General features: G+C 74.3%; 23 protein-coding genes. 15 read left to right on the forward strand and 8 right to left on the reverse strand.

Features of this window, described 5'->3' with window-relative positions:
• Positions 1-2: 2 nt before the first annotated feature.
• Both H9657_RS03770 and H9657_RS03775 read right to left on the reverse strand, forming a co-directional pair.
• The gene (locus tag H9657_RS03770; RefSeq protein WP_191780464.1) at positions 3-515 is read right to left on the reverse strand and encodes an amino-acid N-acetyltransferase; all 513 of its coding nucleotides are present in this window, start codon (positions 513-515) and stop codon (positions 3-5) included.
• Between the two features lie 9 nt (positions 516-524).
• Positions 525-1,505, reverse strand: a complete 981-nt coding sequence (locus H9657_RS03775; RefSeq protein ID WP_191780466.1) for a sugar-binding transcriptional regulator — start codon at positions 1,503-1,505, stop codon at positions 525-527.
• Positions 1,506-1,680: 175 nt separating this feature from the next.
• On the opposite strand from H9657_RS03775, the gene H9657_RS03780 reads away from it, so the two are divergent.
• The 3 genes from H9657_RS03780 (at position 1,681) to glpK (ending at position 5,892) form a co-directional block, all read left to right on the forward strand.
• Positions 1,681-3,492, forward strand: coding sequence for a glycerol-3-phosphate dehydrogenase/oxidase (locus tag H9657_RS03780; protein WP_191780468.1), 1,812 nt, complete (start codon positions 1,681-1,683; stop codon positions 3,490-3,492).
• 101 nt (positions 3,493-3,593) lie between these two features.
• Positions 3,594-4,331: an MIP/aquaporin family protein gene (locus H9657_RS03785; RefSeq protein ID WP_191780470.1), complete on the forward strand. Its 738-nt coding sequence runs from the start codon at positions 3,594-3,596 to the stop codon at positions 4,329-4,331.
• Positions 4,332-4,371: 40 nt separating this feature from the next.
• Complete coding sequence (glpK, locus tag H9657_RS03790) at positions 4,372-5,892, forward strand: glycerol kinase GlpK (protein ID WP_191780472.1); 1,521 nt, start codon at positions 4,372-4,374, stop codon at positions 5,890-5,892.
• A 12-nt stretch (positions 5,893-5,904) separates the two neighbouring features.
• Here glpK and H9657_RS03795 read toward each other — a convergent pair whose 3' ends face one another.
• Positions 5,905-6,276, reverse strand: coding sequence for an STAS domain-containing protein (locus H9657_RS03795; RefSeq protein WP_191780474.1), 372 nt, complete (start codon positions 6,274-6,276; stop codon positions 5,905-5,907).
• 416 nt (positions 6,277-6,692) lie between these two features.
• On the opposite strand from H9657_RS03795, the gene H9657_RS03800 reads away from it, so the two are divergent.
• Both H9657_RS03800 and H9657_RS03805 read left to right on the forward strand, forming a co-directional pair.
• Positions 6,693-7,841 (forward strand): zinc-dependent alcohol dehydrogenase, encoded by a 1,149-nt coding sequence (locus tag H9657_RS03800; protein ID WP_191780476.1) that lies wholly within the window; start codon positions 6,693-6,695, stop codon positions 7,839-7,841.
• Positions 7,842-7,853: 12 nt separating this feature from the next.
• The gene (locus H9657_RS03805) at positions 7,854-8,411 is read left to right on the forward strand and encodes a hypothetical protein (RefSeq protein WP_191780478.1); all 558 of its coding nucleotides are present in this window, start codon (positions 7,854-7,856) and stop codon (positions 8,409-8,411) included.
• 57 nt (positions 8,412-8,468) lie between these two features.
• On the opposite strand, the gene H9657_RS03810 is transcribed toward H9657_RS03805, so the two are convergent.
• Both H9657_RS03810 and H9657_RS03815 read right to left on the reverse strand, forming a co-directional pair.
• Positions 8,469-9,497, reverse strand: a complete 1,029-nt coding sequence (locus H9657_RS03810; RefSeq protein WP_318241262.1) for a family 43 glycosylhydrolase — start codon at positions 9,495-9,497, stop codon at positions 8,469-8,471.
• A gap of 122 nt (positions 9,498-9,619) precedes the next feature.
• Positions 9,620-10,372 (reverse strand): SDR family NAD(P)-dependent oxidoreductase, encoded by a 753-nt coding sequence (locus H9657_RS03815; protein ID WP_191780480.1) that lies wholly within the window; start codon positions 10,370-10,372, stop codon positions 9,620-9,622.
• A 204-nt stretch (positions 10,373-10,576) separates the two neighbouring features.
• Here H9657_RS03815 and H9657_RS03820 point away from each other — a divergent pair, with 204 nt between their 5' ends.
• The 3 genes from H9657_RS03820 (at position 10,577) to H9657_RS03830 (ending at position 13,188) form a co-directional block, all read left to right on the forward strand.
• Positions 10,577-11,368, forward strand: a complete 792-nt coding sequence (locus H9657_RS03820; protein ID WP_191780482.1) for an exodeoxyribonuclease III — start codon at positions 10,577-10,579, stop codon at positions 11,366-11,368.
• Between the two features lie 75 nt (positions 11,369-11,443).
• The gene (locus H9657_RS03825) at positions 11,444-12,568 is read left to right on the forward strand and encodes a DUF4190 domain-containing protein (RefSeq protein WP_191780484.1); all 1,125 of its coding nucleotides are present in this window, start codon (positions 11,444-11,446) and stop codon (positions 12,566-12,568) included.
• Positions 12,569-12,621: 53 nt separating this feature from the next.
• The gene (locus tag H9657_RS03830) at positions 12,622-13,188 is read left to right on the forward strand and encodes a septum formation family protein (protein WP_225214536.1); all 567 of its coding nucleotides are present in this window, start codon (positions 12,622-12,624) and stop codon (positions 13,186-13,188) included.
• Positions 13,189-13,227: 39 nt separating this feature from the next.
• On the opposite strand, the gene H9657_RS03835 is transcribed toward H9657_RS03830, so the two are convergent.
• Both H9657_RS03835 and clpB read right to left on the reverse strand, forming a co-directional pair.
• Positions 13,228-13,941: a DedA family protein gene (locus H9657_RS03835; protein ID WP_318241263.1), complete on the reverse strand. Its 714-nt coding sequence runs from the start codon at positions 13,939-13,941 to the stop codon at positions 13,228-13,230.
• 156 nt (positions 13,942-14,097) lie between these two features.
• Positions 14,098-16,689 carry an ATP-dependent chaperone ClpB gene (gene clpB / locus H9657_RS03840; protein WP_191780486.1) on the reverse strand — a complete coding sequence of 864 codons (2,592 nt, stop codon included), beginning with the start codon at positions 16,687-16,689 and terminating at the stop codon, positions 14,098-14,100.
• Positions 16,690-16,896: 207 nt separating this feature from the next.
• Between clpB and H9657_RS03845 the strand changes: the two genes are divergently transcribed.
• The 4 genes from H9657_RS03845 (at position 16,897) to H9657_RS03860 (ending at position 19,533) form a co-directional block, all read left to right on the forward strand.
• The gene (locus H9657_RS03845; RefSeq protein WP_191780488.1) at positions 16,897-17,553 is read left to right on the forward strand and encodes a histidine phosphatase family protein; all 657 of its coding nucleotides are present in this window, start codon (positions 16,897-16,899) and stop codon (positions 17,551-17,553) included.
• Between the two features lie 85 nt (positions 17,554-17,638).
• Complete coding sequence (locus H9657_RS03850) at positions 17,639-17,965, forward strand: hypothetical protein (RefSeq protein WP_191780490.1); 327 nt, start codon at positions 17,639-17,641, stop codon at positions 17,963-17,965.
• Between the two features lie 20 nt (positions 17,966-17,985).
• Entirely contained in the window at positions 17,986-18,456 is a 471-nt protein-coding gene (locus H9657_RS03855) for a luciferase domain-containing protein (protein WP_318241264.1), read from the forward strand.
• Positions 18,457-18,510: 54 nt separating this feature from the next.
• Positions 18,511-19,533 (forward strand): alpha/beta hydrolase, encoded by a 1,023-nt coding sequence (locus tag H9657_RS03860; RefSeq protein ID WP_318241265.1) that lies wholly within the window; start codon positions 18,511-18,513, stop codon positions 19,531-19,533.
• Here the strand turns inward: H9657_RS03860 and H9657_RS03865 are convergent.
• A complete protein-coding gene (locus tag H9657_RS03865; RefSeq protein ID WP_191780492.1) occupies positions 19,499-20,521 on the reverse strand; it encodes a cation diffusion facilitator family transporter in 1,023 nt (340 codons plus the stop codon). The genes H9657_RS03860 and H9657_RS03865 overlap by 35 nt on opposite strands.
• Positions 20,522-20,628: 107 nt before the next feature.
• Here H9657_RS03865 and H9657_RS03870 point away from each other — a divergent pair, with 107 nt between their 5' ends.
• From H9657_RS03870 to H9657_RS03880, 3 genes are read left to right on the forward strand one after another with little or no spacing between them, the layout of a single operon-like run.
• Positions 20,629-21,408, forward strand: coding sequence for a VOC family protein (locus tag H9657_RS03870; RefSeq protein ID WP_191780494.1), 780 nt, complete (start codon positions 20,629-20,631; stop codon positions 21,406-21,408).
• A gap of 22 nt (positions 21,409-21,430) precedes the next feature.
• Positions 21,431-22,162: a tRNA (guanosine(46)-N7)-methyltransferase TrmB gene (trmB, locus tag H9657_RS03875; RefSeq protein ID WP_191780496.1), complete on the forward strand. Its 732-nt coding sequence runs from the start codon at positions 21,431-21,433 to the stop codon at positions 22,160-22,162.
• Positions 22,159-22,872, forward strand: coding sequence for a LysR family transcriptional regulator substrate-binding protein (locus H9657_RS03880; protein ID WP_191780498.1), 714 nt, complete (start codon positions 22,159-22,161; stop codon positions 22,870-22,872). The genes trmB and H9657_RS03880 overlap by 4 nt, the downstream gene beginning before the upstream one ends.
• Positions 22,873-22,901: the final 29 nt, after the last annotated feature.

A 22,901-nucleotide genomic window follows, 5' to 3' on the forward strand; every position in this document is an offset into this window, starting at 1 on the left:
GGTCAGAGCTCGAGGAGCATGCGCGTGTTGCCCAGCGTGTTGGGCTTCACGCGGGCCAGGTCGAGGAACTCGGCGACGCCGTCGTCGTGCGACCGCAGCAGCTCGGCGTAGACGGCCGACGGCACGGGCGTCCCCTCGATCTCGCGGAACCCGTGGCGGGCGAAGAAGTCCACCTCGAACGTCAGGCAGAACACGCGCCGCAGCCCCAGGTCGCGCGCGCGGTCGAGCAGCGCGTCGACGAGCGCGTGCCCGACGGCCCGCCCGCGGTAGGAGGGGTCCACCGCGAGCGTGCGGATCTCGGCGAGGTCCTCCCACATCACGTGCAGCGCCCCGCACCCGACGACCTCGTCGTCGTCGGCGCGCGCGACGAGGAACTCCTGCACGGCCTCGTAGTAGCCGACCCACTCCTTGGCCAGCAGGATCCGCTCCTGCGCGTAGGGCTCCACGAGGCGGCGGATGGCGCGGACGTCCGCGGGGCGGGCAGGTCGGACGGCGACCTGGGCGGGAGAGCTCACGCGCACAACCTACGCACGACGCGACGTGGTGCGGGTGCCGACCGCCTCGACGAGCGCCGTGGCGGTCACCTCGTCGACGACGAGGTCGGTGACCACCTCGGCGCGCAGGGCCGCGAGCAGCGGCGCGACCTTGTTGTCACCGGCGACGACGCACACGCGTCGCGGGACGCGCTGCAGCTCCTCGGGCGTCGGGCCGGTGGCGCGGCTGTTGAGCGACACGTCCGCCCAGGACCCGTCGCCGCGCAGGAACACCGTGCACACGTCGCCGACGACCGACTCGTCGTGCAGGCGGCGCACGTCCGACTCGTCGAGGTAGCCCGCGGAGTACACGTGCGACGGGACCGCCCCGGCGACGGCGCCGGCCGAGAACACGGCGATGTCGGCGCGGCGCTGCATGTCCAGCACGCGGCGCACGGACCGCTCGCGCCACATGGCGTCCTTGGTGTCGGGGAAGTCGAAGAACGCGGGCACGGAGAAGTGGTGGACGGCGGCGCCGAACGCCGACCCGAACGACGAGATGAGGTCGGACGCGTACTCGACGCCCGACGTGCGCATGTTCGCCGCGCCGTTGAGCTGGACGACCGCCGAGCCACGCGTCGGCTTGGGCGCCAGGTACCGGGAGACGGCCGCGATCGTGGTGCCCCAGGCCACGCCCATCACCATGTCGGAGTCGAACCACGAGCCGAGCAGGCGTGCAGCCGTCATCGCGACCTGGTCAAGTCGCTCGACCGACCCCGCGGAGTCCGGCACGGGGACGACGTACGTGTCGATGCCGAACGTCGACGAGATCGACCGGCCGAGGCCCGGCGCGCGGGTGCTCGAGGGTCGCAGCGTGATCTCGACGAGCCCGGTGTCCCGCGCGCGCCTCAGCAGGCGCGAGACGGTCGACCGGGACGTCCCGAGGTGCCGGGCGATGACCTCCATCTTGAGGTCCTGCAGGTAGTACATGGACGCCGCGCGCAGCACGTCCTGCTCCCGCTCCACGAACACCCAGCACCGTCCCTTCGGCCCCCCATGGAACCGTCAACCCGTTGCACGTTCGTGCACCGGAGTTGCGCGTCCGTTCTGGACGTGATGACGATAGCGGCGACGCGCCGGGCGGGCGAGGGGCTGACGCGCCACCGGCCGTGACCACGAGGGACGGCGCCACGGGAGGGACCGCCACATGAGGACCGCACCGCTGACGGCGCAGGCACGACAGGACGCACTGGAGTCGCTGCGCCGCAGCTCCGAGCAGGGCCGCGAGCTCGACCTCCTGGTCGTGGGGGGTGGCGTCACGGGCGCGGGCATCGCGCTCGACGGCGTCACGCGCGGCCTGTCCACCGCGATCGTCGAGGGGCAGGACTGGGCGTCCGGGACGTCGAGCCGCTCGAGCAAGCTCGTCCACGGCGGGCTGCGCTACCTGCAGATGCTCGACTTCCACCTCGTGCGCGAGGCGCTGACCGAGCGCGACCTGCTCATCACGCGCCTCGCGCCGCACCTGGTCAAGCCCGTGAGCTTCCTCTACCCGCTCGAGAACCGCGTGTGGGAGCGGGCGTACGTGGGGGCGGGCGTCGCGCTGTACGACACGCTCGCGTCGGTGTCCGGCACGCGGCGTGCCATGCCGATCCACCGCCACCTCACCCGCAAGGGCATGGAGCGGCTGTTCCCCGACCTGCGGCACGACGCCGCGATCGGCGCCGTCCGGTACTGGGACGCGAGCGTCGACGACGCGCGGCTCGTCGAGAGCCTCGTCCGCACGGCCGTGAGCTACGGCGCGCACGCGGCGTCGCGCACGCAGGTCGTCGACCTGCAGACGACGACGGGCGGGGCGATCACCGGCGCCGAGGTCGTCGACCTCGAGTCCGGCGAGCGCATCGACGTCCGCGCGCGCCACGTCATCAACGCGACCGGCGTGTGGACCGAGCAGACGGAGTCGCTCGCGGGCAGCGAGGGCGGGCTGCGGGTCCTGGCGTCCAAGGGCATCCACATCGTGGTGCCGCGCGCCCGGATCGAGGGCAACACCGGTCTGATCCTGCAGACCGAGAAGTCGGTGCTCTTCATCATCCCGTGGTCCCGGTACTGGGTGATCGGGACGACCGACACGCCGTGGGAGCAGGAGCTGACGCACCCCGTCGCCACGAGCGCCGACATCGACTACGTCATCGACCACGCCAACCAGGTGCTCTCGCGCCCGCTGACGCGCGAGGACGTCATCGGCACGTGGGCGGGCCTGCGCCCGCTGCTGCAGCCGGGGACCAAGGAGGGGACGTCGTCCGCCAAGGTCTCGCGCGAGCACACCGTGGCGTCACCCGCCCCGGGGCTGACCGTCGTCGCCGGCGGCAAGCTCACGACCTACCGGGTGATGGCCAAGGACGCCGTCGACTTCGCGCTCGGTGCGCGGGCCACGACGCTGCCGTCGATCACGCACGAGGTGCCGCTCGTCGGTGCCGAGGGGCTCAAGGTCGTGCAGCGCCAGGCCCGGGCGATCGGTGCGCGCTACGGCTGGGACCGGCCGCGCCTCGACCACCTGCTGCACCGCTACGGCTCGCTGCTGCAGGAGCTCACCGACCTGTGCGACGAGCGCCCCGAGCTCGCCCGCCCGCTCGCGAACGCGCCCGCGTACATCGGCGCGGAGATCGTCTACGCCGTGAGCCACGAGGGCGCCCTGCACCTCGACGACGTCCTCATGCACCGCACGCGCCTCAACTACGAGCAGGCGGACAAGGGCACCGGCGCGCTCGAGGAGATCGCGGACCTCGTCGCGCCCGTCCTCGGCTGGGACGACGCGACGCGGCGCCGGGAGATCGACGCGTACCGCGCGCGGGCGGCGGCCGAGGACGCCGCGGCCGCCGAGCCGGACGACGCGGCGGCGGAGCGCGTGCGCCTGCAGGCCCCCGACGTCGCCCCGCTGCTGCCGCTGGGCGACGACGCCGACCCGGGGACCAAGCCCGGCTCCCCCGCCGGGCGCGGCGCCTCGGGCCCGGCGGGCACGTGAGCACCGGGGTGCGGGTCACCGCCGACCCGCACCCCCGGGCGCCGCACCGCGGCTGCACGACCCGGCGGTGACCGCGACAACGACGTCGAGAGAGGCCTGAAGTGGACTACACCATCGGTGATGCGTTCTGGTCGGAGACCATCGGCACCGCGATCCTCATCCTGCTGGGTGCCGGGGTGGTGGCCAACGCGATCCTGCCGCGGACCAAGGGGTCCGCCGGCGGGTGGCTGCTCATCAACTTCGGCTGGGGCATCGGCGTCTACGCCGGCGTCTACGCGGCCTACAAGTCCGGCGCCCACATCAACCCCGCCGTGACCATCGGCATCTGGGCGTCGGGCGCGGAGGAGTTCGCCCCCGGCATCCCGGTGACGGCGAGCAACGGGTTCCTGTACGTCGTGGCGCAGATGCTCGGCGCCGTGATCGGTGCCCTGCTGGCGTTCCTCGTCTACAAGAAGCACTTCGACCAGGACGCCGAGCCGGCGGTGAAGCTGGGCGTCTTCTCGACGGGCCCGGAGCTGCGCTCCTACGGCTGGAACCTCCTCACCGAGGTCGTCGCCACGTTCGTGCTGGTGTTCATCGTGCTGGCCTTCGGCGAGACGCCCGCGGAGGTCGGACCGCTGGCTGTGGCCCTCCTCGTCGTCGGCATCGGCGCAAGCCTCGGTGGCCCCACGGGCTACGCCATCAACCCGGCGCGCGACCTGGGCCCGCGCATCGTCCACGCCCTGCTGCCCATCCGCGGCAAGGGGTCGTCCGACTGGGCGTACTCCTGGGTCCCCATCGTGGGACCCCTGCTCGGTGGCGTCCTCGCCGGGCTCGCCGCCAGCGTGTACATCGGCTGACCCCCGCGCACCCCCACCCTTCCCGAGGAGAGGCAGACGCATGACCGACACCTACGTGCTGGCGATCGACCAGGGCACCACCTCCACCCGCGCCATGATCTTCGACCACGGCGGGCAGGTCGTGTCCGTGGGGCAGAAGGAGCACGAGCAGATCTTCCCGAGGGCGGGGTGGGTCGAGCACGACGCGAAGGAGATCTGGGTCAACACCCGCGAGGTCGTCGGCATGGCCCTGGGCCGCGCCAGCCTCACGCACGAGGACATCGCCGCCGTCGGCATCACCAACCAGCGCGAGACCGCCGTCGTGTGGGACCGGGAGACCGGCGAGCCCGTGCACAACGCGATCGTCTGGCAGGACACGCGCACCCAGAAGATCTGCGACGAGCTCGCGGCGCTCGGCGGCGGGGCCGAGCGGTACAAGGACCGCGTCGGACTGCCGCTCGCCACGTACTTCTCCGGCCCCAAGATCCGCTGGATCCTCGACAACGTCGAGGGTGCGCGCGAGAAGGCCGAGGCCGGCAGGCTCGCGTTCGGCAACACCGACTCCTGGGTGCTGTGGAACATGACCGGCGGCGTCAAGGGCGGCCTGCACGTCACCGACCCGACCAACGCGTCGCGCACGATGCTGATGAACATCGACTCGCTCACGTGGAACGAGGAGATCGCCGGCGAGATGGGCATCCCGCTGTCGATGCTGCCGGAGATCCGCTCGTCGTCCGAGGTGTACGGCGAGGGCCGCAAGGGCGGCCTGCTCCCCGGCGTGCCGATCGCGGGCATCCTGGGCGACCAGCAGGCCGCGACGTTCGGCCAGGCGTGCTTCGAGGTCGGGCAGGCCAAGAACACGTACGGCACCGGCAACTTCATGCTCATCAACACGGGCACCGAGCCGGTCGCCTCCGAGAACGGGCTGCTGACGACCGTCTGCTACAAGATCGGCGACCAGGACACCGTCTACGCGCTCGAGGGCTCGATCGCCGTCACGGGCTCGCTCGTGCAGTGGCTGCGCGACAACCTGGGGATCATCTCGTCCGCGCCGGAGGTGGAGCGGCTCGCGGCGTCCGTCGAGGACAACGGCGGCGTGTACTTCGTCCCCGCCTTCTCGGGGCTCTTCGCGCCGTACTGGCGGTCCGACGCGCGCGGAGCCATCGTCGGCCTCACGCGGTACGTGACGAAGGAGCACATCGCACGCGCCGCGCTGGAGGCCACGGCCTTCCAGACGCGCGAGGTGCTCGACGCCATGAACGCCGACTCGGGGGTCGACCTCACCGAGCTCAAGGTGGACGGTGGCATGGTCGCCAACGAGGCGCTCATGCAGTTCCAGGCCGACATCCTCGGGGTGCCGGTCGTGCGGCCCAAGGTCGCGGAGACCACCGCGCTCGGTGCGGCGTACGCAGCCGGCATCGCCGTCGGCTACTGGTCCGGCGAGCAGGACGTCATCGACAACTGGGCGGAGGACAAGCGCTGGGAGCCCGCGATGGACGGGGACGAGCGCGACCGCCAGTACCGGTTGTGGAAGAAGGCCGTCACCAAGTCGTTCGACTGGGTGGACGACGACGTGCGGTGACGCACGGCGGGGTCACGACGCGACGACGGGGCCGGGCTCGACGCGACGCAGGACCGCGTCGAGCCCGAGCGCCGTCAGCACGCGCGCGACGTTCGGCGTGACGTGCTGCACGACGCACCGCACGCCGGCGTCGGCACAGGAGTGCTCGCAGCGCGCGATGAACGTCAGCCCGGTGGCACCGAGCAGTGAGACGTCCGCCAGGTCGAGGGCGACCGGCAGCCGGAGCTCGACGACGCGGGCCATCGCGGCATCGGCCTGCTGCTGCAGCGCGACGTCGATCTCACCGACCAGACGCACGACGAGCGTGCGGCCGTCGGCACCCGTGGTGACACGCGTCGTGATGCTGCCGGACGTGGGGTCGGAGAACGGGGTGGAGCCGGGCACGAGATCGCCCCCAAGGCGAGTACTGCGAGCCGCACCAGGAGCTGGGACGGCCGTGCACGTCAAGGGCGGAGAACCAGATCGCACGCCGACGCCTCGTACGACCTCACTGTCTCACGGGACCCAGCGCGGCGACCGGGATTCGGTCCTCCGCATCGCGACCGTCGTGCACCCGGACCAGTCCGTGCCGACGGCGCGCGCCCGTGGCCGCGAGCGCGTCCGGCGACGCGAGGTTCACGGCGCTGTCGCAACCCGTCCTCCATGGCCACGGTGATCTCGTCCTGCTGCCCGCCGAGCACCTCGACCCCTCGTCGGGCGTCGTGACGACCGGGACGTTCCGGATGCGCGAGACGCGCGCCGTGCGCACCCTGGAGGGCACTCGACAGCACCCCGCAGGGCACCCGACCCGGAGGATCCACATGCGAGCGATGGTCTACCGCGGGCCGTACAAGGTCCGCGTCGAGGAGAAGGACGTCCCCGTCATCGAGCACCCGAACGACGCCGTCGTCCGGGTCGTCAGGGCCGCCATCTGCGGCTCCGACCTGCACCTTTACCACGGCATGATGCCGGACACGCGGATCGGCCACACGTTCGGGCACGAGTTCGTCGGCGTCGTGGAGAAGGTCGGACCGTCGGTGCAGAACCTGCAGGTCGGCGACCGCGTCATGGTCCCGTTCAACGTCTACTGCGGCACGTGCTTCTTCTGCGCGCGCGGCCTGTACTCGAACTGCCACAACGTGAACCCCAACGCGACGGCCGTGGGCGGCATCTACGGCTACTCGCACACCACCGGTGGCTACGACGGCGGGCAGGCGGAGTACGTGCGCGTGCCGTTCGCGGACGTCGGACCCTCGAAGATCCCCGACTGGCTCGACGACGACGACGCCGTGCTCATGACCGACGCGCTCGCGACCGGCTACTTCGGCGCCCAGCTCGCCGACATCGTCGAGGGCGACACCGTCGTGGTGCTCGGCGCCGGGCCCGTGGGGCTGTTCGCCGCACGCTCGGCGTGGCTCATGGGCGCCGGGCGCGTGATCGTCGTCGACCAGCTCGAGTACCGGCTCGAGAAGGCCCGCGAGTTCGCGTACGCCGAGACCCGCAACTACGCCGAGTACGACGACATCGTCGTCGAGCTGAAGAAGGCGACCGACGGGCTGGGCGCGGACCGCGTCATCGAGGCCGTCGGCGCGGAGGCCGACGGCAACCTGGTGCAGCACGTCACCGCCGCCAAGCTCAAGCTGCAGGGCGGCTCACCGATCGCGCTGAACTGGGCGATCGACGGGGTCCGCAAGGGCGGGACGGTGTCGGTCATGGGCGCGTACGGGCCGATCTTCTCGGCCGTGAAGTTCGGCGACGCCATGAACAAGGGCCTGACCCTGCGCATGAACCAGGCGCCGGCCAAGCGCCAGTGGCCGCGGCTGCTCGAGCACATCCAGGCGGGCTACCTCAAGCCGAGCGACGTGGTCACGCACCGGATCCCGCTGGAGCACATCGCCGAGGGCTACCACGTCATGTCGTCCAAGCTGGACGGCTGCATCAAGCCGCTGATCATCCCCTCCCAGGACTGAGAGGACCCCACGATGCCGTACACCGCCGCCAAGCCCCCGCTGCCCGAGACGCCCGAGCAGCTGCGCGCACGCATCCCCGGCTGGGGCGCCGACCTCGACCCCGCGGACCGGCCGCAGGTCCCGCGCGAGCGGACCGACCTGCCGAACGGCGCGCACTGGGACTTCCCCGAGCGCCAGCCCGAGACCTACCCGCGAGAGCGGTCGATCGAGCACGAGATGCTGCCGCCCGTCTTCGGCACGGCCCAGCCGCTGCACGGGCTGTCGGGCCGGATCCGCCGCTACTCCTACGAGCGCTTCAGCGAGGGGCGCGCGGCGCACTGGCTGCTGCTCATCGCGGCGGACCGCGTCGAGGCCGGCGGTGCGCACCTGCGGTCCATGCTGACGCTGCGCCCCGACAACCCGATCACCGAGACGGGGATCCTGTCCGAGGTGCGCCGGCACCCGGTCGCCTCGCGCCGGGGACGGCCGGACGTGCGGCACCAGGTGCTCGACCCGCTGATCGTCGCCGGGCCGTGGATCCTCGGCGGGCTCGCGGCCGCGGGCGTCGTGCGGGCGCTCCGCCGCCGCTGACACCGCCACCACCGGCCGGCGCGGGCGCTCCGTCGGCGCCGGCCGGCGGTCAGGCGGTCAGCGCGGGTCGGCGGTCAGGCGACCGTCGGCGTGCACGGCCAGCGGTGCGATCCGCACGTTGCGCAGGTGGTCACGGCCCGAGACCTGTGCGTCGTGGTAGAGCAGGTACCAGCGGCCGTCGACCTGGGCGAACGAACCGTGCGTGGTCCAGCCGGCGACCGGCTCGAGGACCGTGCCGCGGTACGTGAAGGGCCCGTACGGCGAGTCCGACGTCGCGTTCGCGAGCGTGTGGCTGCTGCCCGTCGAGTAGAGCAGGTGGTAGACGCCGTCGATGCGCGAGACCCAGGGCCCCTCGAAGAAGCGGCGGGGGTCGCCCTGCGTCAGCGGGACGCCGGCCTCGTCGGTGATGGCCACCTCGCGCGTCGGCTCGGCGAGCGCGAGCAGGTCGTCCGTCAGCCGGGCCACGCGGGGGCCGAGCGCCGGTGCGTCGGGCGCCGGGTACGCGTCGACGCCGGTGTACGTGTCGCCGTCCCACCGCTGCAGCTGGCCGCCCTGCAGACCGCCGACGTACAGGTACACGCTGCCGTCGTGGTCCGCGAGGACCGCGGGGTCGATGCTGCCGACACCGGCGAGGGGCTCGGGCTCGGCGACGTACGGGCCGGTCGGCGACGACGACGTCGCGACGCCGATGCGGAAGACGCCCTCGTGGTCCCGGGCGGGGAAGACCAGGTAGTAGGTGTCGCCGCGCCGCGCGGCGTCCGGCGCCCACATCTGGCGGGACGCCCAGGGCACGTCGTCGACGTGCAGCACGGGGCCGTGGTCGAGCGCGGGACCACCCAGGTCGCGCAGCTCGATGACGTGGTAGTCGCGCATGTCGTAGTGGCCGCCGTCGTCGTCGTCCGAGGCGCCCGTGTCCTCGTCGTGCGAGGTGAACACGTAGAGCACGTCGTCCCAGACGTGCCCCGACGGGTCCGCCGTCCATACGTCCGCGACGAGCGGGCCGTCCAGCAGCGCCCCCGCGGCGGCCGTGCCGGCCGCCTCCCCCGTGCGCGTGACGTCCTCGACGCCCGTCCCCGCTCCGCTCACCACGTGCCGCCCATCTGCTCACCGCTGCCACGCCCCCGTCGGACGTGACGCGACCGCACCCTACCGGCCGCCGGACGCACCAGGTTGCGCACGGGCCGACGAAACTTCCGGAACGCCGCCGGTCAACGGAACCACGCGCCGCCGTTCACGTCGAGGACGGCCCCCGTGACGAACGCCGCGCCGTCCGACGCCAGGTGCACCACGGCCGCGGCCACGTCCTCGGGCGTGCCCGCGCGTCCCAGCGGCGTCGCCGCGACGGCCGCGCGCTGCGCCGGCTCGGGGGTGTGCGTGGCGTGGAACGGCGTACCGCCGATGAAGCCCGGAGCCACGGCGTTCACCGTGATCCTGCGGGGCCCCAGCTCGCGCGCGAGGGCCCGGGTGAAACCTTCGAGCGCCGCCTTCGCCGTCGCGTACGGCACGCCGCCGGTCCCGCCGCCGGCGACGCCCGCCTGCGAGCCGACGGTGACGATGCGTCCGCCGTCGGGGAGCAGCGGCAGCGCCGCCCGCGTGGCGTAGAACGCGGAGGACAGGTTGAGGTCCATGACCTGGTGCCAGTGCGCGTCGTCCGTGCTCGCCAGGGGGCGACGGTCGACCAGACCCCCGACGTTGTTGACGAGGATGTCGAGCCCGCCGAGCGCGTCCGCCGCGGCGGTGACCGCCGCGTCCACGTCCCAGCTGCGGCGCGCGTCGAGCTGCACCGCGAACGCGTGGCGCCGCATCCCCTCGATCTCCGCCACCACGGGCCGCGCATCGTGCGACAGGTGGGTGACGGCCACGTCGACCCCGGCACGGGCCAACGCGACGGCGACGGCCCGGCCGATCCCGGCGGCCCCGCCCGTGACCAGGGCACGACGGCCGACGAGGTCCGGCGTCATCGGTCCTCCCAGGTGTCGCGGCGCACGGGCGCGGGGGCCCGTTCTGTCCGATTCGTCCGGACACGGCACGGTAGCGGGTGGCGCCCCGGGCCACCAGCGACCTGCGCCGAGGTCACCGGACCGGGCGACGTGGGCACGCGGGGGCTGCGCCGTCGCTCCGGCGAGGGCCTGCGCTGTCGGTCCGCGCCGGTAGCCTCGGGCGCCATGCGCCTCGCGACCTGGAACATCAACTCGATCCGCGCCCGGCTGGACCGTGCCGTGGCCTTCCTGGAGCGCACCGGCGTCGACGTGCTCGCCCTGCAGGAGACCAAGGTGAAGGACGAGGCGTTCCCCCGCGCGCCGTTCGAGGCGCTGGGCTACGAGGTCGCGACGCACGGGCACTCGCAGTGGAACGGCGTCGCGATCGTCTCGCGCGTCGGCCTGGCGGACGTCGAGCGCGGCTTCCCCGGCCAGCCGACGTGGGGCGACCCCGCGGTGGCCGAGGCCCGTGCGCTGGGCGCGACCTGCGGCGGTGTCCGCGTGTGGAGCCTGTACGTGCCGAACGGGCGCGAGATCGACGACCCGCACTACACCTACAAGCTCGACTGGCTCGCCGCGCTGCGCGACGCCGCGCAGGGCTGGCTGGCCGACCCCGCGGCGCAGGTCGCGCTCGTCGGCGACTGGAACATCGCACCCCTCGACACCGACGTGTGGGACGTCGCCCGGTTCGCGGGCCGCACGCACGTGACGCCCGCCGAGCGCGACGCGTTCGAGGCCATCGCGCGGGCGGGCTACACCGAGGTGTCGCGCACGCACCTGCCCGCCGAGCACACGTACACCTACTGGGACTACCAGCAGCTGCGCTTCCCCCGCAACGAGGGCATGCGCATCGACCTGACGTACGCCAGCCCCGCCCTCGCGGCGCGCGTCACCGGCGTGCGGATCGAGCGCGACGAGCGCAAGGGCAAGCAGCCGTCGGACCACGTGCCCGTCGTCCTCGAGATCGACGCACCGTGAGGGGGTGCGCCGGCCGGCGGGTGGTATCGGCACCGCACGGCACCGCGACGTCCGCGCTCGGCTAGGTTGCCGTCCATGACGTCGACGCCCGACGAGCGCGCACCCGAGCCAGGTGACACCCAGCCGATCACCACCGGCCTGGGTGACACCCAGCCCCTGAGCCGCACCGCGCCCCTGCCCGTGGCAGCCGGCCCGTACGGCGGTGCACCCGCGGTCGACGCACCGGCGCCGGGGTACGGCGCGCCCGCGCACGGGACGCCGCCCTCGTACGGGACGCCGCCCTCGTACGGCGCGCAGCCGCCCTACGGTGCGCAGCCCTCGTACGGGGCGCAGCCGTCCTACGGCGTCCAGCCGCCCTACGGCCCCGCCGCCCCCGGTGCGTACGGGCAGCCGTACGGTGCCGCGCCGCTCCCGCCCACCGACGGGCTCGCGGTGGCCTCGCTCGTCACGTCGGTCGCCGGCTTCGTGCTGCTCGCGGGCGCGACCGGGCCCATCGGCGTCGGGCTGGGCATCGGCGGGCTCGCCCGCATCCGACGCACGGGTGCGCGCGGGCGCGGCATGGCGATCGCGGGCATCGTCGTGGGCGCCGTCGGGACCGTCGTGCTCGGCCTGCTCGTGTGGCTCGTCGTCGCGCTCGTGCAGTGGGGTGCCAGCACGGCGGAGCAGGCGACGGGCGTGCTGGGCGGCCAGGACCTGGACCAGCTCCTCGAGGACCTCGAGGGCAGCGGGAGTGGTAGCGGGTCGACGCCCGGCGACCTCGACGAGCTGCTGCGCGAGCTCGACGAGCAGCTCGGCCGCCTCGACGAGGGGACGCTCGACGTGCTGCCCCCGTACGCGCTGCCGCAGGACGTCGCGGTCGGCACCTGCTGGGAGCGCGTGCCGGAGCTGTACGACCTGTCGGACGGCGTCGCCGTGCCGTGCTCGCAGGAGCACCAGGCCGAGGTGGTGGCGGTGCTGACGGCGACGGGCGCACCCGCGACCGACCTCACGGTCGACGACCCGGTCCTCGCGGCGGCGTACGAGGCGTGCGACGCGGCCGTCGCGGCGATCGACCCCGGTCTGCTCGCCTGGGCCGTCACCGACGTGTGGCTCCCGCACCCCGACCAGGTGGCTGCCGGCGAGCTCGTCGGGTACTGCGTGCACACCGACACGTCCGGCAGCAGCGACTCCCTCACGGCGCCGTCGGGGATGTCGTCCTGAGCGCCGCCGACGCCCCTCGCCCCGACGTCCCTCGTCCCGACGTCCCAGGGCCGGTGGACATCCCCGAGGACCCCAACCCGCCGACCCACTACGCACCGGGCTGGGAGGCGGCGGCCGCGACGCGCGCGCGGGCCCGGCGGCGGGTCGTCGTCGGCGTGGTCGCCGTGGCGACGCTCGTGGTGCTCGCGGTGGGGACGACGGTCGGGACGCGCGCGGTCACGGCGGCCCGCAGCCGCGCCCTGCCGGCCGACGTGGCGACGCCGACCGACGCGTACGCCGTCCAGCTCGTCACCGGGTCCTGCCTGGCCGCGCTGCCGGACGACGGCGAGGTCGACCGCGTGGAGGTCGTGCCGTGCCGGGACCCGCACGCCGCGCAGGTCGTCGCGCAGTACGCGTTCGACCGCGCCGCGGTCTGGCCGGGGCAGGAGGGTGCGCACGCCCGGGTGGAGCGGGCCTGCGTGCTCAGCGACGAGGAGGTCGCGGCGGAGGTGCGCCTGGTGACGTGGGCACCCACGGCGGACAGCTGGGCCGCCGGTGACCGCACGGGTCTGTGCGTCGCGGTGCCGCCGGCGCCGGTGACCGGCTCGTTCGTCGACGGCACGGCGACGCCGGCGGGCTGAGCGCCGGCGGCGGGGCGCTGCCGGACGGGCCGTGCTGCGTCAGGCGTCCCGGACGCCGGCGTCGGACCGGGCCGCGCGGCGTCGCTCGCCGCGGCTCCCCGTCCGCGTCCACACGAACCGCACGAGCACCACGCCGATGACGGCGTACACGACGGCGTTGAGCCAGTCGCTGTACCGGCCGATGTCGTCCCACTGCGAGCCCAGCAGGTGCCCGGCCCACACGAGGCCGCCGTTCCACACGGCCGACCCGACGAGCGTGTAGAGCGTGAAGCGGCCGAGGTTCATGCGCTCGACCCCGGCCGGCACCGAGATGAGGCTGCGGACGACGGGCACGCAGCGGCCGACGAGCACGGCGGCGCCGCCGTGCCGGTCGAACCACTGCTCGGCCCGGTCGAGGTCCTCGGGCTCCATGAGCGGGATCTTCTCGAGCCAGCGACGGATGCGGGCACGCCCGAGCGTCACGCCGAGGCCGTAGAGCGCCCACGCGCCGACGACCGCACCCACCGTCGCCGCGACGATCGCCCAGGCCAGCGACATGCCGCCCTGCGACGCGACGTACCCGGCGACGGGCAGCACGACCTCGGACGGGATGGGCGGGAACAGGTTCTCCAGCGCGACGAGGAGCCCCACACCCACCGGCCCGAGGGTCTCGATGACGGACACGACCCACCCGGCCAGCCCCGTGAGCTCGGTACCGGAACCGGGCGCGGCCACGACGACGTTCATCAGGAGCATGACCTCGGATGCTGCCACGCCCCCACCACCCCCGCCCCCCGAGCCCCCGCCCCCCTACCCGTCCCCCCACCGCCGAGCGCGGTACTCACGCGCCGAGCGCGGTACTCCTGGGTACCGCGCTCGGCGGTGGAGTACCGCGCTCGGCGGTGTTGGGGGTGGGGGTGGGGGTGGGGGTCAGGCGGCTCGGTGGACCGTGAGGCCGCCGTCCGCGAGGTCGACCTCGAGGGTGTCGCCGTCGTGGATCTCGCCCGCGAGGAGGGACCGCGCCAGGCGGTCGCCGATCTCCTTCTGGACCAGGCGGCGCAGCGGACGCGCGCCGTACGCCGGGTCGTAGCCCTCGAGCGCGAGCCACTCGCGCGCCCCGTCCGACACCTCGAGCGTGAGGCGGCGGTCGGCCAGCCGGCGGCCGAGCGACTCGATCTGCAGGTCGACGATGCGGCTGAGCTCGGTGAGCGTGAGCGCGTCGAACAGCACGATGTCGTCGAGCCGGTTGAGGAACTCCGGCTTGAACGCGGACCGCACCGCCCCCATGACGGCCTCGCGCTTCGCGGTGTCGTCGAGCAGCGGGTCGACGAGGAACTGCGAGCCCAGGTTCGACGTGAGCACGAGGATCACGTTGCGGAAGTCGACCGTGCGACCCTGCCCGTCCGTGAGCCGGCCGTCGTCGAGCACCTGCAGCAGGACGTCGAAGACCTCGGGGTGCGCCTTCTCGACCTCGTCGAGCAGCACGACCGAGTACGGGCGGCGGCGCACCGCCTCGGTGAGCTGACCACCCTCCTCGTAGCCGACGTACCCCGGGGGCGCACCGACGAGCCGCGCGACCGAGTGCTTCTCGGCGTACTCCGACATGTCGATGCGGACCATCGCGCGCTCGTCGTCGAAGAGGAAGTCGGCGAGCGCCTTGGCCAGCTCGGTCTTGCCCACGCCGGTGGGGCCGAGGAACAGGAACGACCCGGTGGGCCGGTCGGGGTCCGAGATGCCGGCGCGGGCACGACGCACGGCGTCGGACACGGCCGCGACCGCGGCGCGCTGCCCGATGAGGCGCTGACCCAGCACCTCCTCCATGCGCAGGAGCTTGGCGGTCTCGCCCTCCAGCAGCCGCCCGGACGGGATGCCCGTCCACGCGGCGACGACCTCGGCGACCTCGTCGGGGCCGACCTTCTCGGCGATCATCGGCGCCTCGGCCGGCTCGTCCTGCGAGCTCTCCGACGCCTCCGCGGCGGCGATCTCCTTCTCGACCGCGGGGATCTCGCCGTACAGGAGCCGACCGGCCGTGGCCAGGTCGCCCTCGCGCTGGGCGCGGTCCGCGTCGGCGCGCAGCTGGTCCAGGCGCACGCGCAGGTCACCGACCCGGTTGCGGCCGCCCTTCTCCTTCTCCCACCGCGCGTTGAGCCCGGCGAGCTCCTCGCGGCGGTCCGCGAGGTCGGCGCGCAGCCGCGCGAGCCGGTCCTGCGACGCGGGGTCGTCGGCCGTGGCGAGGAACTGCTCCTCCATCTCCAGGCGCGTCACGGCGCGCTGGAGCTCGTCGATCTCGACCGGCGAGGAGTCGAGCTCCATGCGCAGGCGCGACGCCGCCTCGTCGATGAGGTCGATGGCCTTGTCGGGCAGCTGACGGCCGCTGATGTACCGGTCGGACAGCGTCGCGGCCGCGACGATCGCACCGTCGGAGATCTCGACGCGGTGGTGGGCGGCGTACCGCTCGCGCAGGCCGCGCAGGATCGCGATGGTGTCCTCGACCGACGGCTCCCCGACGAACACCTGCTGGAACCGCCGCTCGAGCGCGGGGTCCTTCTCGATGCGCTCGCGGTACTCGTCGAGCGTGGTGGCGCCGACGAGCCGCAGCTCACCGCGCGCCAGCATGGGCTTGAGCATGTTGCCCGCGTCCATCGCGCCCTCGCCGCCCGCACCGGCGCCGACGACCGTGTGCAGCTCGTCGATGAAGGTGACGACCTGGCCGTCGGACGCGGTGATCTCGGCCAGCACGGCCTTGAGGCGCTCCTCGAACTCGCCGCGGTACTTCGCGCCCGCGACCATCGACGCGAGGTCGAGCGACACGAGCGTCTTGCCGCGCAGCGACTCGGGGACGTCGCCCGCGACGATGCGCTGGGCGAGTCCCTCGACGACCGCCGTCTTGCCGACGCCGGGCTCGCCGATGAGCACCGGGTTGTTCTTGGTGCGGCGCGAGAGCACCTGCACGACCCGCCGGATCTCGGCGTCGCGGCCGATGACGGGGTCGAGCTTGCCGTCGCGCGCCTGCTGCGTGAGGTCGACGCCGTACTGCTCGAGCGCCTTGTAGGTGCCCTCGGGGTTGGGGCTGGTGACGCGGGCGCTGCCGCGGACGTTGGGCAGCGCGGCGAGCAGTGCCTCGCGCGAGGCCCCCGCGGACCGCAGCGCGTCGGCCACGCCCGACTGCCCGGACGCGAGCCCGATGAGCAGGTGCTCGGTGGACACGTAGTCGTCACCCAGCGTCCGTGCCTCGGCGTCGGCGGCCTCGAGCGCGGCGGCGGTCTGGCGTGATGCCGACGGCTGCGTGACGGACGCGCCGGACGACGACGGCAGGCTCACGAGGATGCCGCGGACGGCGCGCCCCAGCGTGCCGCGGTCGGCACCGACCGCGTCGAGCAGGCCGTTGGCGACCCCGCCGTCCTGCCGGAGCAGGGCGTCGAGGATGTGCGCCGGCTCGAGCTGCGGGTTGCCGGCCGCGGTGGCCGACTGGATGGCGTCACCCAGGGCCTCCTGCGACCGGGTGGTGAACTTCGCGTCCAAAAGGGACCTCCTGTGCGTGCGTGGCGCGTCGATGACTGTCGTTCTCAACGCGCTCCGAACTTGAGTCTATTCCGCTCAAGTCTGCTGCGCGCGCAGGCCGGGCACGGCGCGACCGCGCACCGTCGCGTGGCCGTCACACCGGCGCCACCTGCAGGACACGCGGCGCCCCTAGCGTCGGTGCGACCACCGAGAGAGAGCAGGGCACCGATGACCCTCACCATGACGCTCGTCCGCCACGGCCGCACCCACTTCAACGCCCGACGCATCCTGCAGGGACGCTGCGACTCACCGCTGACGCGGGACGGGCGCGCCGGCGTCCGCGTCACCGCCCGCCACCTGGCGAGCACCCCGTTCACCGCCGCCTGGGCCTCGCCCTCGGGGCGGGCCGTCGCCACCGCGGTCGAGCTGCTGCGCCACCACGCGGAGGTCCCGCTGCGCACCGACGCCGGGCTGCTCGAGTACGCCTTCGGCATCTACGAGCAGCGGCCCGAGCGCGTCCTCGACGAGGTCGTCGCGTGGCCGGACCTCGTCACGGACGTCCTGGCCGGGACCCACCCCGGCCTGCCGGGCGGCGAGCCGGGCGTCGACTTCATGGACCGCACGCGCGACGTCTTCGCGCGCATCGCGCAGGCCCACCCCGACGGGCACGTCCTCGTGGTCGGCCACGGGCTCGCGCTCGGCGCGTACCTGGCCACGGTCGACGAGGTCGGGCTCGTCCCGCTGCCCAACGCGTCGGTCTCGACCGTCGAGGTCGGGGCGGACGGGACCGCCCGCATCACGAGCCTCGCGGTCGACGTCGCAGGTCAGGGCCACGTCGCCGCGCGTCCGATGCGCACGCCGACCCCGGTGGCGTCGGTCGCCTGACGGCCTGCCCCGCGGCAGGCGGCACCCCGCGTCCGACGGCCCGGCCTGGCAGGATGGGCGGGGTCGTCGGACGCGGGAGGTCGCGATGGAGGTCCTCGACCACGAGCCGTGGGGCTGGTCCCTGCTCGTCGACGACGGCCGGCTCCTGCTCGACGTCCACGTGAGCCACGGCCCCGTCAGCTCCTCGCTCGTCATCGCGCTCGACGACACCGAGCGCACGGCGTACCGCACCGAGGGGCGCGCGTACCTCCACCGCCTCGCCGCGCAGGTGCAGGACTCGGCGCCGCTCGCGGCCGGGTCCGCCTCGCCGTACCGCGCGCGCGACCTCACCGCCGAGGTCGGCCCCGAGCTGACGCGCAAGGTCGTCGCGTGGCGGGAGCGGCACGCGACGGGCACCGACACGTCCGGCTGACCCGCCGCTAGGGTTCCCCCGTGCTGCGCGAACCCCGCCCCGGGACCCGTCCGACGACCTCCGACGACGGTCCGCACCGTCAGGTCGACCAGCGGGCACCCGCCGCGGTGTGGGGCGAGCTCGTGGCGCGCGTGCTCGCGCTGCCGGGCGTCGTCGAGGGCCACAGCCAGGTCTCCCCCGCGTCGTCGCGCGCGGTGTTCCTCGCCGACCTGCGCGACGAGCTCGCCCCGCAGACCTCGCTCGCACCGGGGCAGCGCCTCGAGCCCGTGCACCTGCACGGCGTCGAGGACACGAGCATCCACCTGACGCTCCCGCCGGAGCGGTGCGACGAGCTCGTCCGCCTCGGCTGGGCGGAGCCGCACCAGTACGCCGACTTCGGCACCGAGGTCATGGTCTACGGCCCGCGCGACGCGCACGAGGTCGACCAGGTCCTCTCCGTGGTCGAGGAGAGCCTGGCGTTCGCGCGCGCGGGCGTGCCCGGCGCCGCCTGACACCGCTCACCCGCCTGCGCTTCGCGGGCGGGGACGGCGTGCGAGGATCGGCGCGTGGCCGACGACGACGCCCGCACCGACGCTCCCAGCACCGTGCGCGACCGGTGGGACGACGAGCGCACCGACGTGCTCGGCGAGCGCTGGCGGGCCCGCACCCTGCACCTGCGGCCCGACGCGGTCACGCGCCGCACGGGCGTCGACCCCCAGGCCACGCTGGTGCGGCGGGTCCCGGACCCGGACGCCCCGCCCACGCGCCGCGCGGTCCTGTACCTGCACGGGTTCGTGGACTATTTCTTCCACCCGCACGTCGGTGACGCGCTGGCCGCGGCCGGGTACGACACGTACGCCCTGGACCTGCGGGACCACGGGCGCTCGATCCGCCCCGGCCGGCCGCCCAACGAGACCACCGACCTCGCGACGTACACGCAGGAGATCGACGCCGCGGTCCGGCTGCTGCGCGCCGACCACGACGTCCTCGTCCTGCTGGGTCACTCGACGGGCGGCCTGACGGCCGCGCTGTGGGCGGACGCGCGTCGGGACCGGGGGCTCGTCGACGCCCTCGTCCTGAACTCGCCGTGGCTCGACGTGCGCGGCTCGTGGTTCGAGCAGAACCTGCTCGCGCGCGCGGTCCACGCGGTCGGCCGGCCCGCGCCGCGGATCCCGGTGCGCACCATCGCGCCGCACTACGGCCGCGCGCTGCACCGCGACACGGGCGGCGAGTGGGACTTCGAGCTCGCGTGGAAGCCGCACGCCGGGTTCCCCGTGCGCGCCGGGTTCGTCCGCGCCGTGCGCCAGGCCCAGGCGCGCGTGGCCCGTGGCCTGGGCCTCGACGTCCCGGTGCTCGTGCTCGCGTCCGACGCCGCCGGCCCGCACAAGACGCCGCACGACGCGCTGCTGAGCACGGACTCCGTCCTCGACCCCGCGCAGATCGCACGCCGCGCCCCGCTGCTGGGCCACGACGTCACCTACGTCGAGGTCGCGGGCGGCGCGCACGACCTCGCGCTGTCCGCCGCGCCGGTGCGCGAGCGCTACCTGCGCGAGGTCACCGACTTCCTCGCCGCGCGCGTGCCGGGCTGACGTCCGACGGCAGGAGGGACGGCTCCTCGGGCTCGGCGAGCGACAGCACCACCCCCACGACACCGGGGACGGCCCGCAGCTGGTCCTCGACGAGGGCGAGCTGGTGCGACGCCTCGACCTCGTCCGGCTCGCCGGCCAGGTCCACGGCGCCCGTGAGGAACACGCGCCGGGCGCCGGCGATCTCCAGACGCAGCTTCGTCACGCGTGCGACCTGCGGCATCGCCAGCAGGCGGCGCAGGGCCGCCGCCTGCAGCGCGGGGTCGACGGCCTCCCCGACGATGAGCTGCAGGTTGCGCTGGATGAGCACGAACGCCACGACGCCCAGCAGCAGACCGACGAGGATCGACCCGACCGCGTCGGGCACCGTCGAGCCGGTGACCTCGTGCGCCAGGATGCCGGCGGCCGCGATGACGATGCCGACGAGCGCCGCCGCGTCCTCGGCGAACACCGCGCGCACGGTCGGGTCCGACGTCTCGAGCACCTGCTCCAGGACGCCGCGGTCGCGCCGACGCGCCTCGGCGCGGCTCTGCCGCCACGCCTGCAGGAACGACACGCCCTCGAGGACGAGCGCGATGCCCAGCACGACGTACGCGACGACGAAGTCCGACGCGGGCTCGGGGTGCACGAGCTCCTGGATGCCGTGCGTGACCGACACGCCCGCACCGACCGCGAACAGCCCGATCGCCGCGAACATCGACCACACGTAGACCTCACGCCCGTACCCGAAGGGGTGCGTGGCGTCCGCGGGCCGCGACCCGCGGCGCTGCGCGACGAGCAGGAGCACCTCGTTGCCCGTGTCTGCCCACGAGTGCGCGGCCTCGGCCAGCATGGACGCGGCACCCGTGACCACGGCCGCGACCGTCTTGGCCACGGCGATCAGCACGTTCGCGGTGAGCGCGAGGACGACGGTGAGCGTCGACTCCCCGCCCGCGCCCTGCTCGGGTGCGTCGACCAGCGGGTCGACCACGTCGTGCGCCTCGGATGCCATGTCACCGGAGTAGCACGCGGGCTCGTTGTGCGCGATGCGGGCGGCGGTGGTTGGCTGTGCTCGCCCTGCCGCGGACCGACGTCCGCACCGCGACCTCCGGAGGACCCATGACGCTCACCCCCGACCCGTGGCCCGCCGGCGTACCCAGCTGGGCGGACATCACGGTCACGGACCTCGGGCCGACGCAGCGGTTCTACGGCGGCCTGCTGGGCTGGCAGCTGAGCATCGGGGGGCCCGAGACGGGCGGGTACGTCACCGCGACCCTCGACGGGAAGGTCGTCGCCGGCCTGCGCGTGTCGGACGTGCCGCAGCCCGCGGGCTGGTGCGTCTACCTGGCGACGGACGACGTCGACGCGAGCGTGGCACGTGCGGTCGAGGCGGGGGCGGGCGTCGTCGCGGGCCCGCTGTCGGTGCTGCGCCAGGGCCGCATGGCGCTGCTGACGGACCCGACCGGCGCGCTCGTGGGGCTCTGGGAGCCGGGCGAGCACACCGGCTGGGAGCTGACCGACGCACCCGGCTCCTTCGTCTGGGCCGAGCAGATGTCGCACGACCCCGACACGGCGCGCCGCTTCTACACCGCGCTGTTCGGCTACGAGCAGCAGGACATGAGCGCGCCCGACTTCGCGTACACGTCACTGTCGGTCGGCGGGACGCCCGCGGCCGGCATCGGGGGCTACGGTCCGGGCGCGGGCGACGTCCCGGCGGCGTGGACCTGGTACATCGCGGTCGAGGACGCGGACGCGATCGCGCCGCGCGTCGGCGAGCTCGGCGGGGAGGTCGTCAGCGGCCCCGAGGACACCCCCTACGGGCGGATGCTCCTGGTCCGCGGCCCCGCCGGCGAGGTGCTCGCCCTGCTCCAGGTGCCCGAGGACGACGTCGTCGCCTGATCGGGTGCGTAGGGTGGGCGCCGTGCGGTACCCGATCGACGTCTTCACCCACCGCGCGCCGCGCGCGCACGAGCCGGTGCGCACGTTCCAGTCCCGCCGGTCGCCTCTCGGGGTCGACCGGGTCGACGCGCTCGAGCGCCTGTTCCCCCGGTGGGGCTTCTCGGTCGACGACCCGAGCGCACCGCCGCCGCGCACGCCCGAGGGTCTGCTCGACACGGTCGCGCTGTTCGGCCGTGCGGCGCCGCTCGTCGTCGAGATCGGCTCCGGCATGGGGGACGCGACCGCCGCGATGGCCGCGGCCGACCCCGACCGCGACTGGCTGGCCGTCGAGGCGCACCTGCCCGGTCTCGCGGCCCTGCTGCTCCTCGTCGAGCGCCACGGCCTGACGAACGTCCGGGTGGCGCACGGCGACGCGCTGCGGCTGCTGCGCGCCGACGTCGCCCCGGGCAGCCTCGACGCCGTGCACGCGTTCTTCCCGGACCCGTGGCCCAAGACCAAGCACCACAAGCGTCGCCTGGTCCAGCCCGAGCACGTCGAGCTGCTGCGCACGCGGCTGCGCGTCGGGGGCACCCTGCACGTCGCCACCGACTGGGCGGACTACGCCGAGCAGATGCGGGACGTGCTGACCGGCGACCCGGACCTCGACGGCGGCGTCGTGCCGCGGCCCGCGCACCGGCCCGTCACGCGCTTCGAGCAGCGTGGCCTGGACCTCGGCCACGAGGTCACCGACGTGATCGTGCGGCGCGTGCGATGAGGCTGCTCCTGGTGCCCGGCACGAGCCCCGACCGGTGGGCGCGCGTGTGGCGCGAACGCCTGCCGGACGACCCGCTGCACGTCGTGCACGCCGGAGCGGGCGACGCGGTCGACGCGGTGCTGCGCGGCGACGTGGACGCGGCCGTCCTGCGCCTGCCTCCCGCGGGCGTCGACGCCCCGCCGCCCGGCCTGCCCACGACGCTGCCGAGCACGTCGGACGGCTGGGCCGTCGTGCCGCTGTGGACCGAGCAGACGGTCGCCGTCGTCCGCAAGGACCACGTCCTGACCGTCGTCGTCGAGGTCGACGTCAGCGACCTCGCGGGCGAGACGCTGCTCGTCCCCGGTGACGACGTCCTCGGGTGGCAGCCGCCCGGCGTCGACCTGCTCGAGGTCCCCGACGTGCCGACGGCCGTGGACCTCGTCGCCAACGACGCGGGCGTCCTGCTGGTGCCGCACTCGCTGGCCCGGCTGCACGACCGCAAGGGCACCGCGGTGCGCGTCGTCCCCGACGCCCCCGGGTCACCGGTCGTGCTGGTCTGGCGCACGGACCGCGAGCACCCGCACGCGCAGGAGCTCGTCGGCATCGTGCGGGGCCGCACCGCGGGCAGCTCGCGCGGCAGCGGCGCGCAGGCCCCGGCACCCGCGCCGCGTCGCGAGCCGCGCACGCCGCGCCCGGCTCCGCGGCGCACGCCGCCGCGCAAGCGCCGCTGACGCGCCGACGCCCCGCCCGGGCCCCGGGG

The sequence above is a fragment of the Cellulomonas avistercoris genome, assembly GCF_014836445.1.
Classification (GTDB): Bacteria; Actinomycetota; Actinomycetes; order Actinomycetales; family Cellulomonadaceae; genus Cellulomonas; species Cellulomonas avistercoris.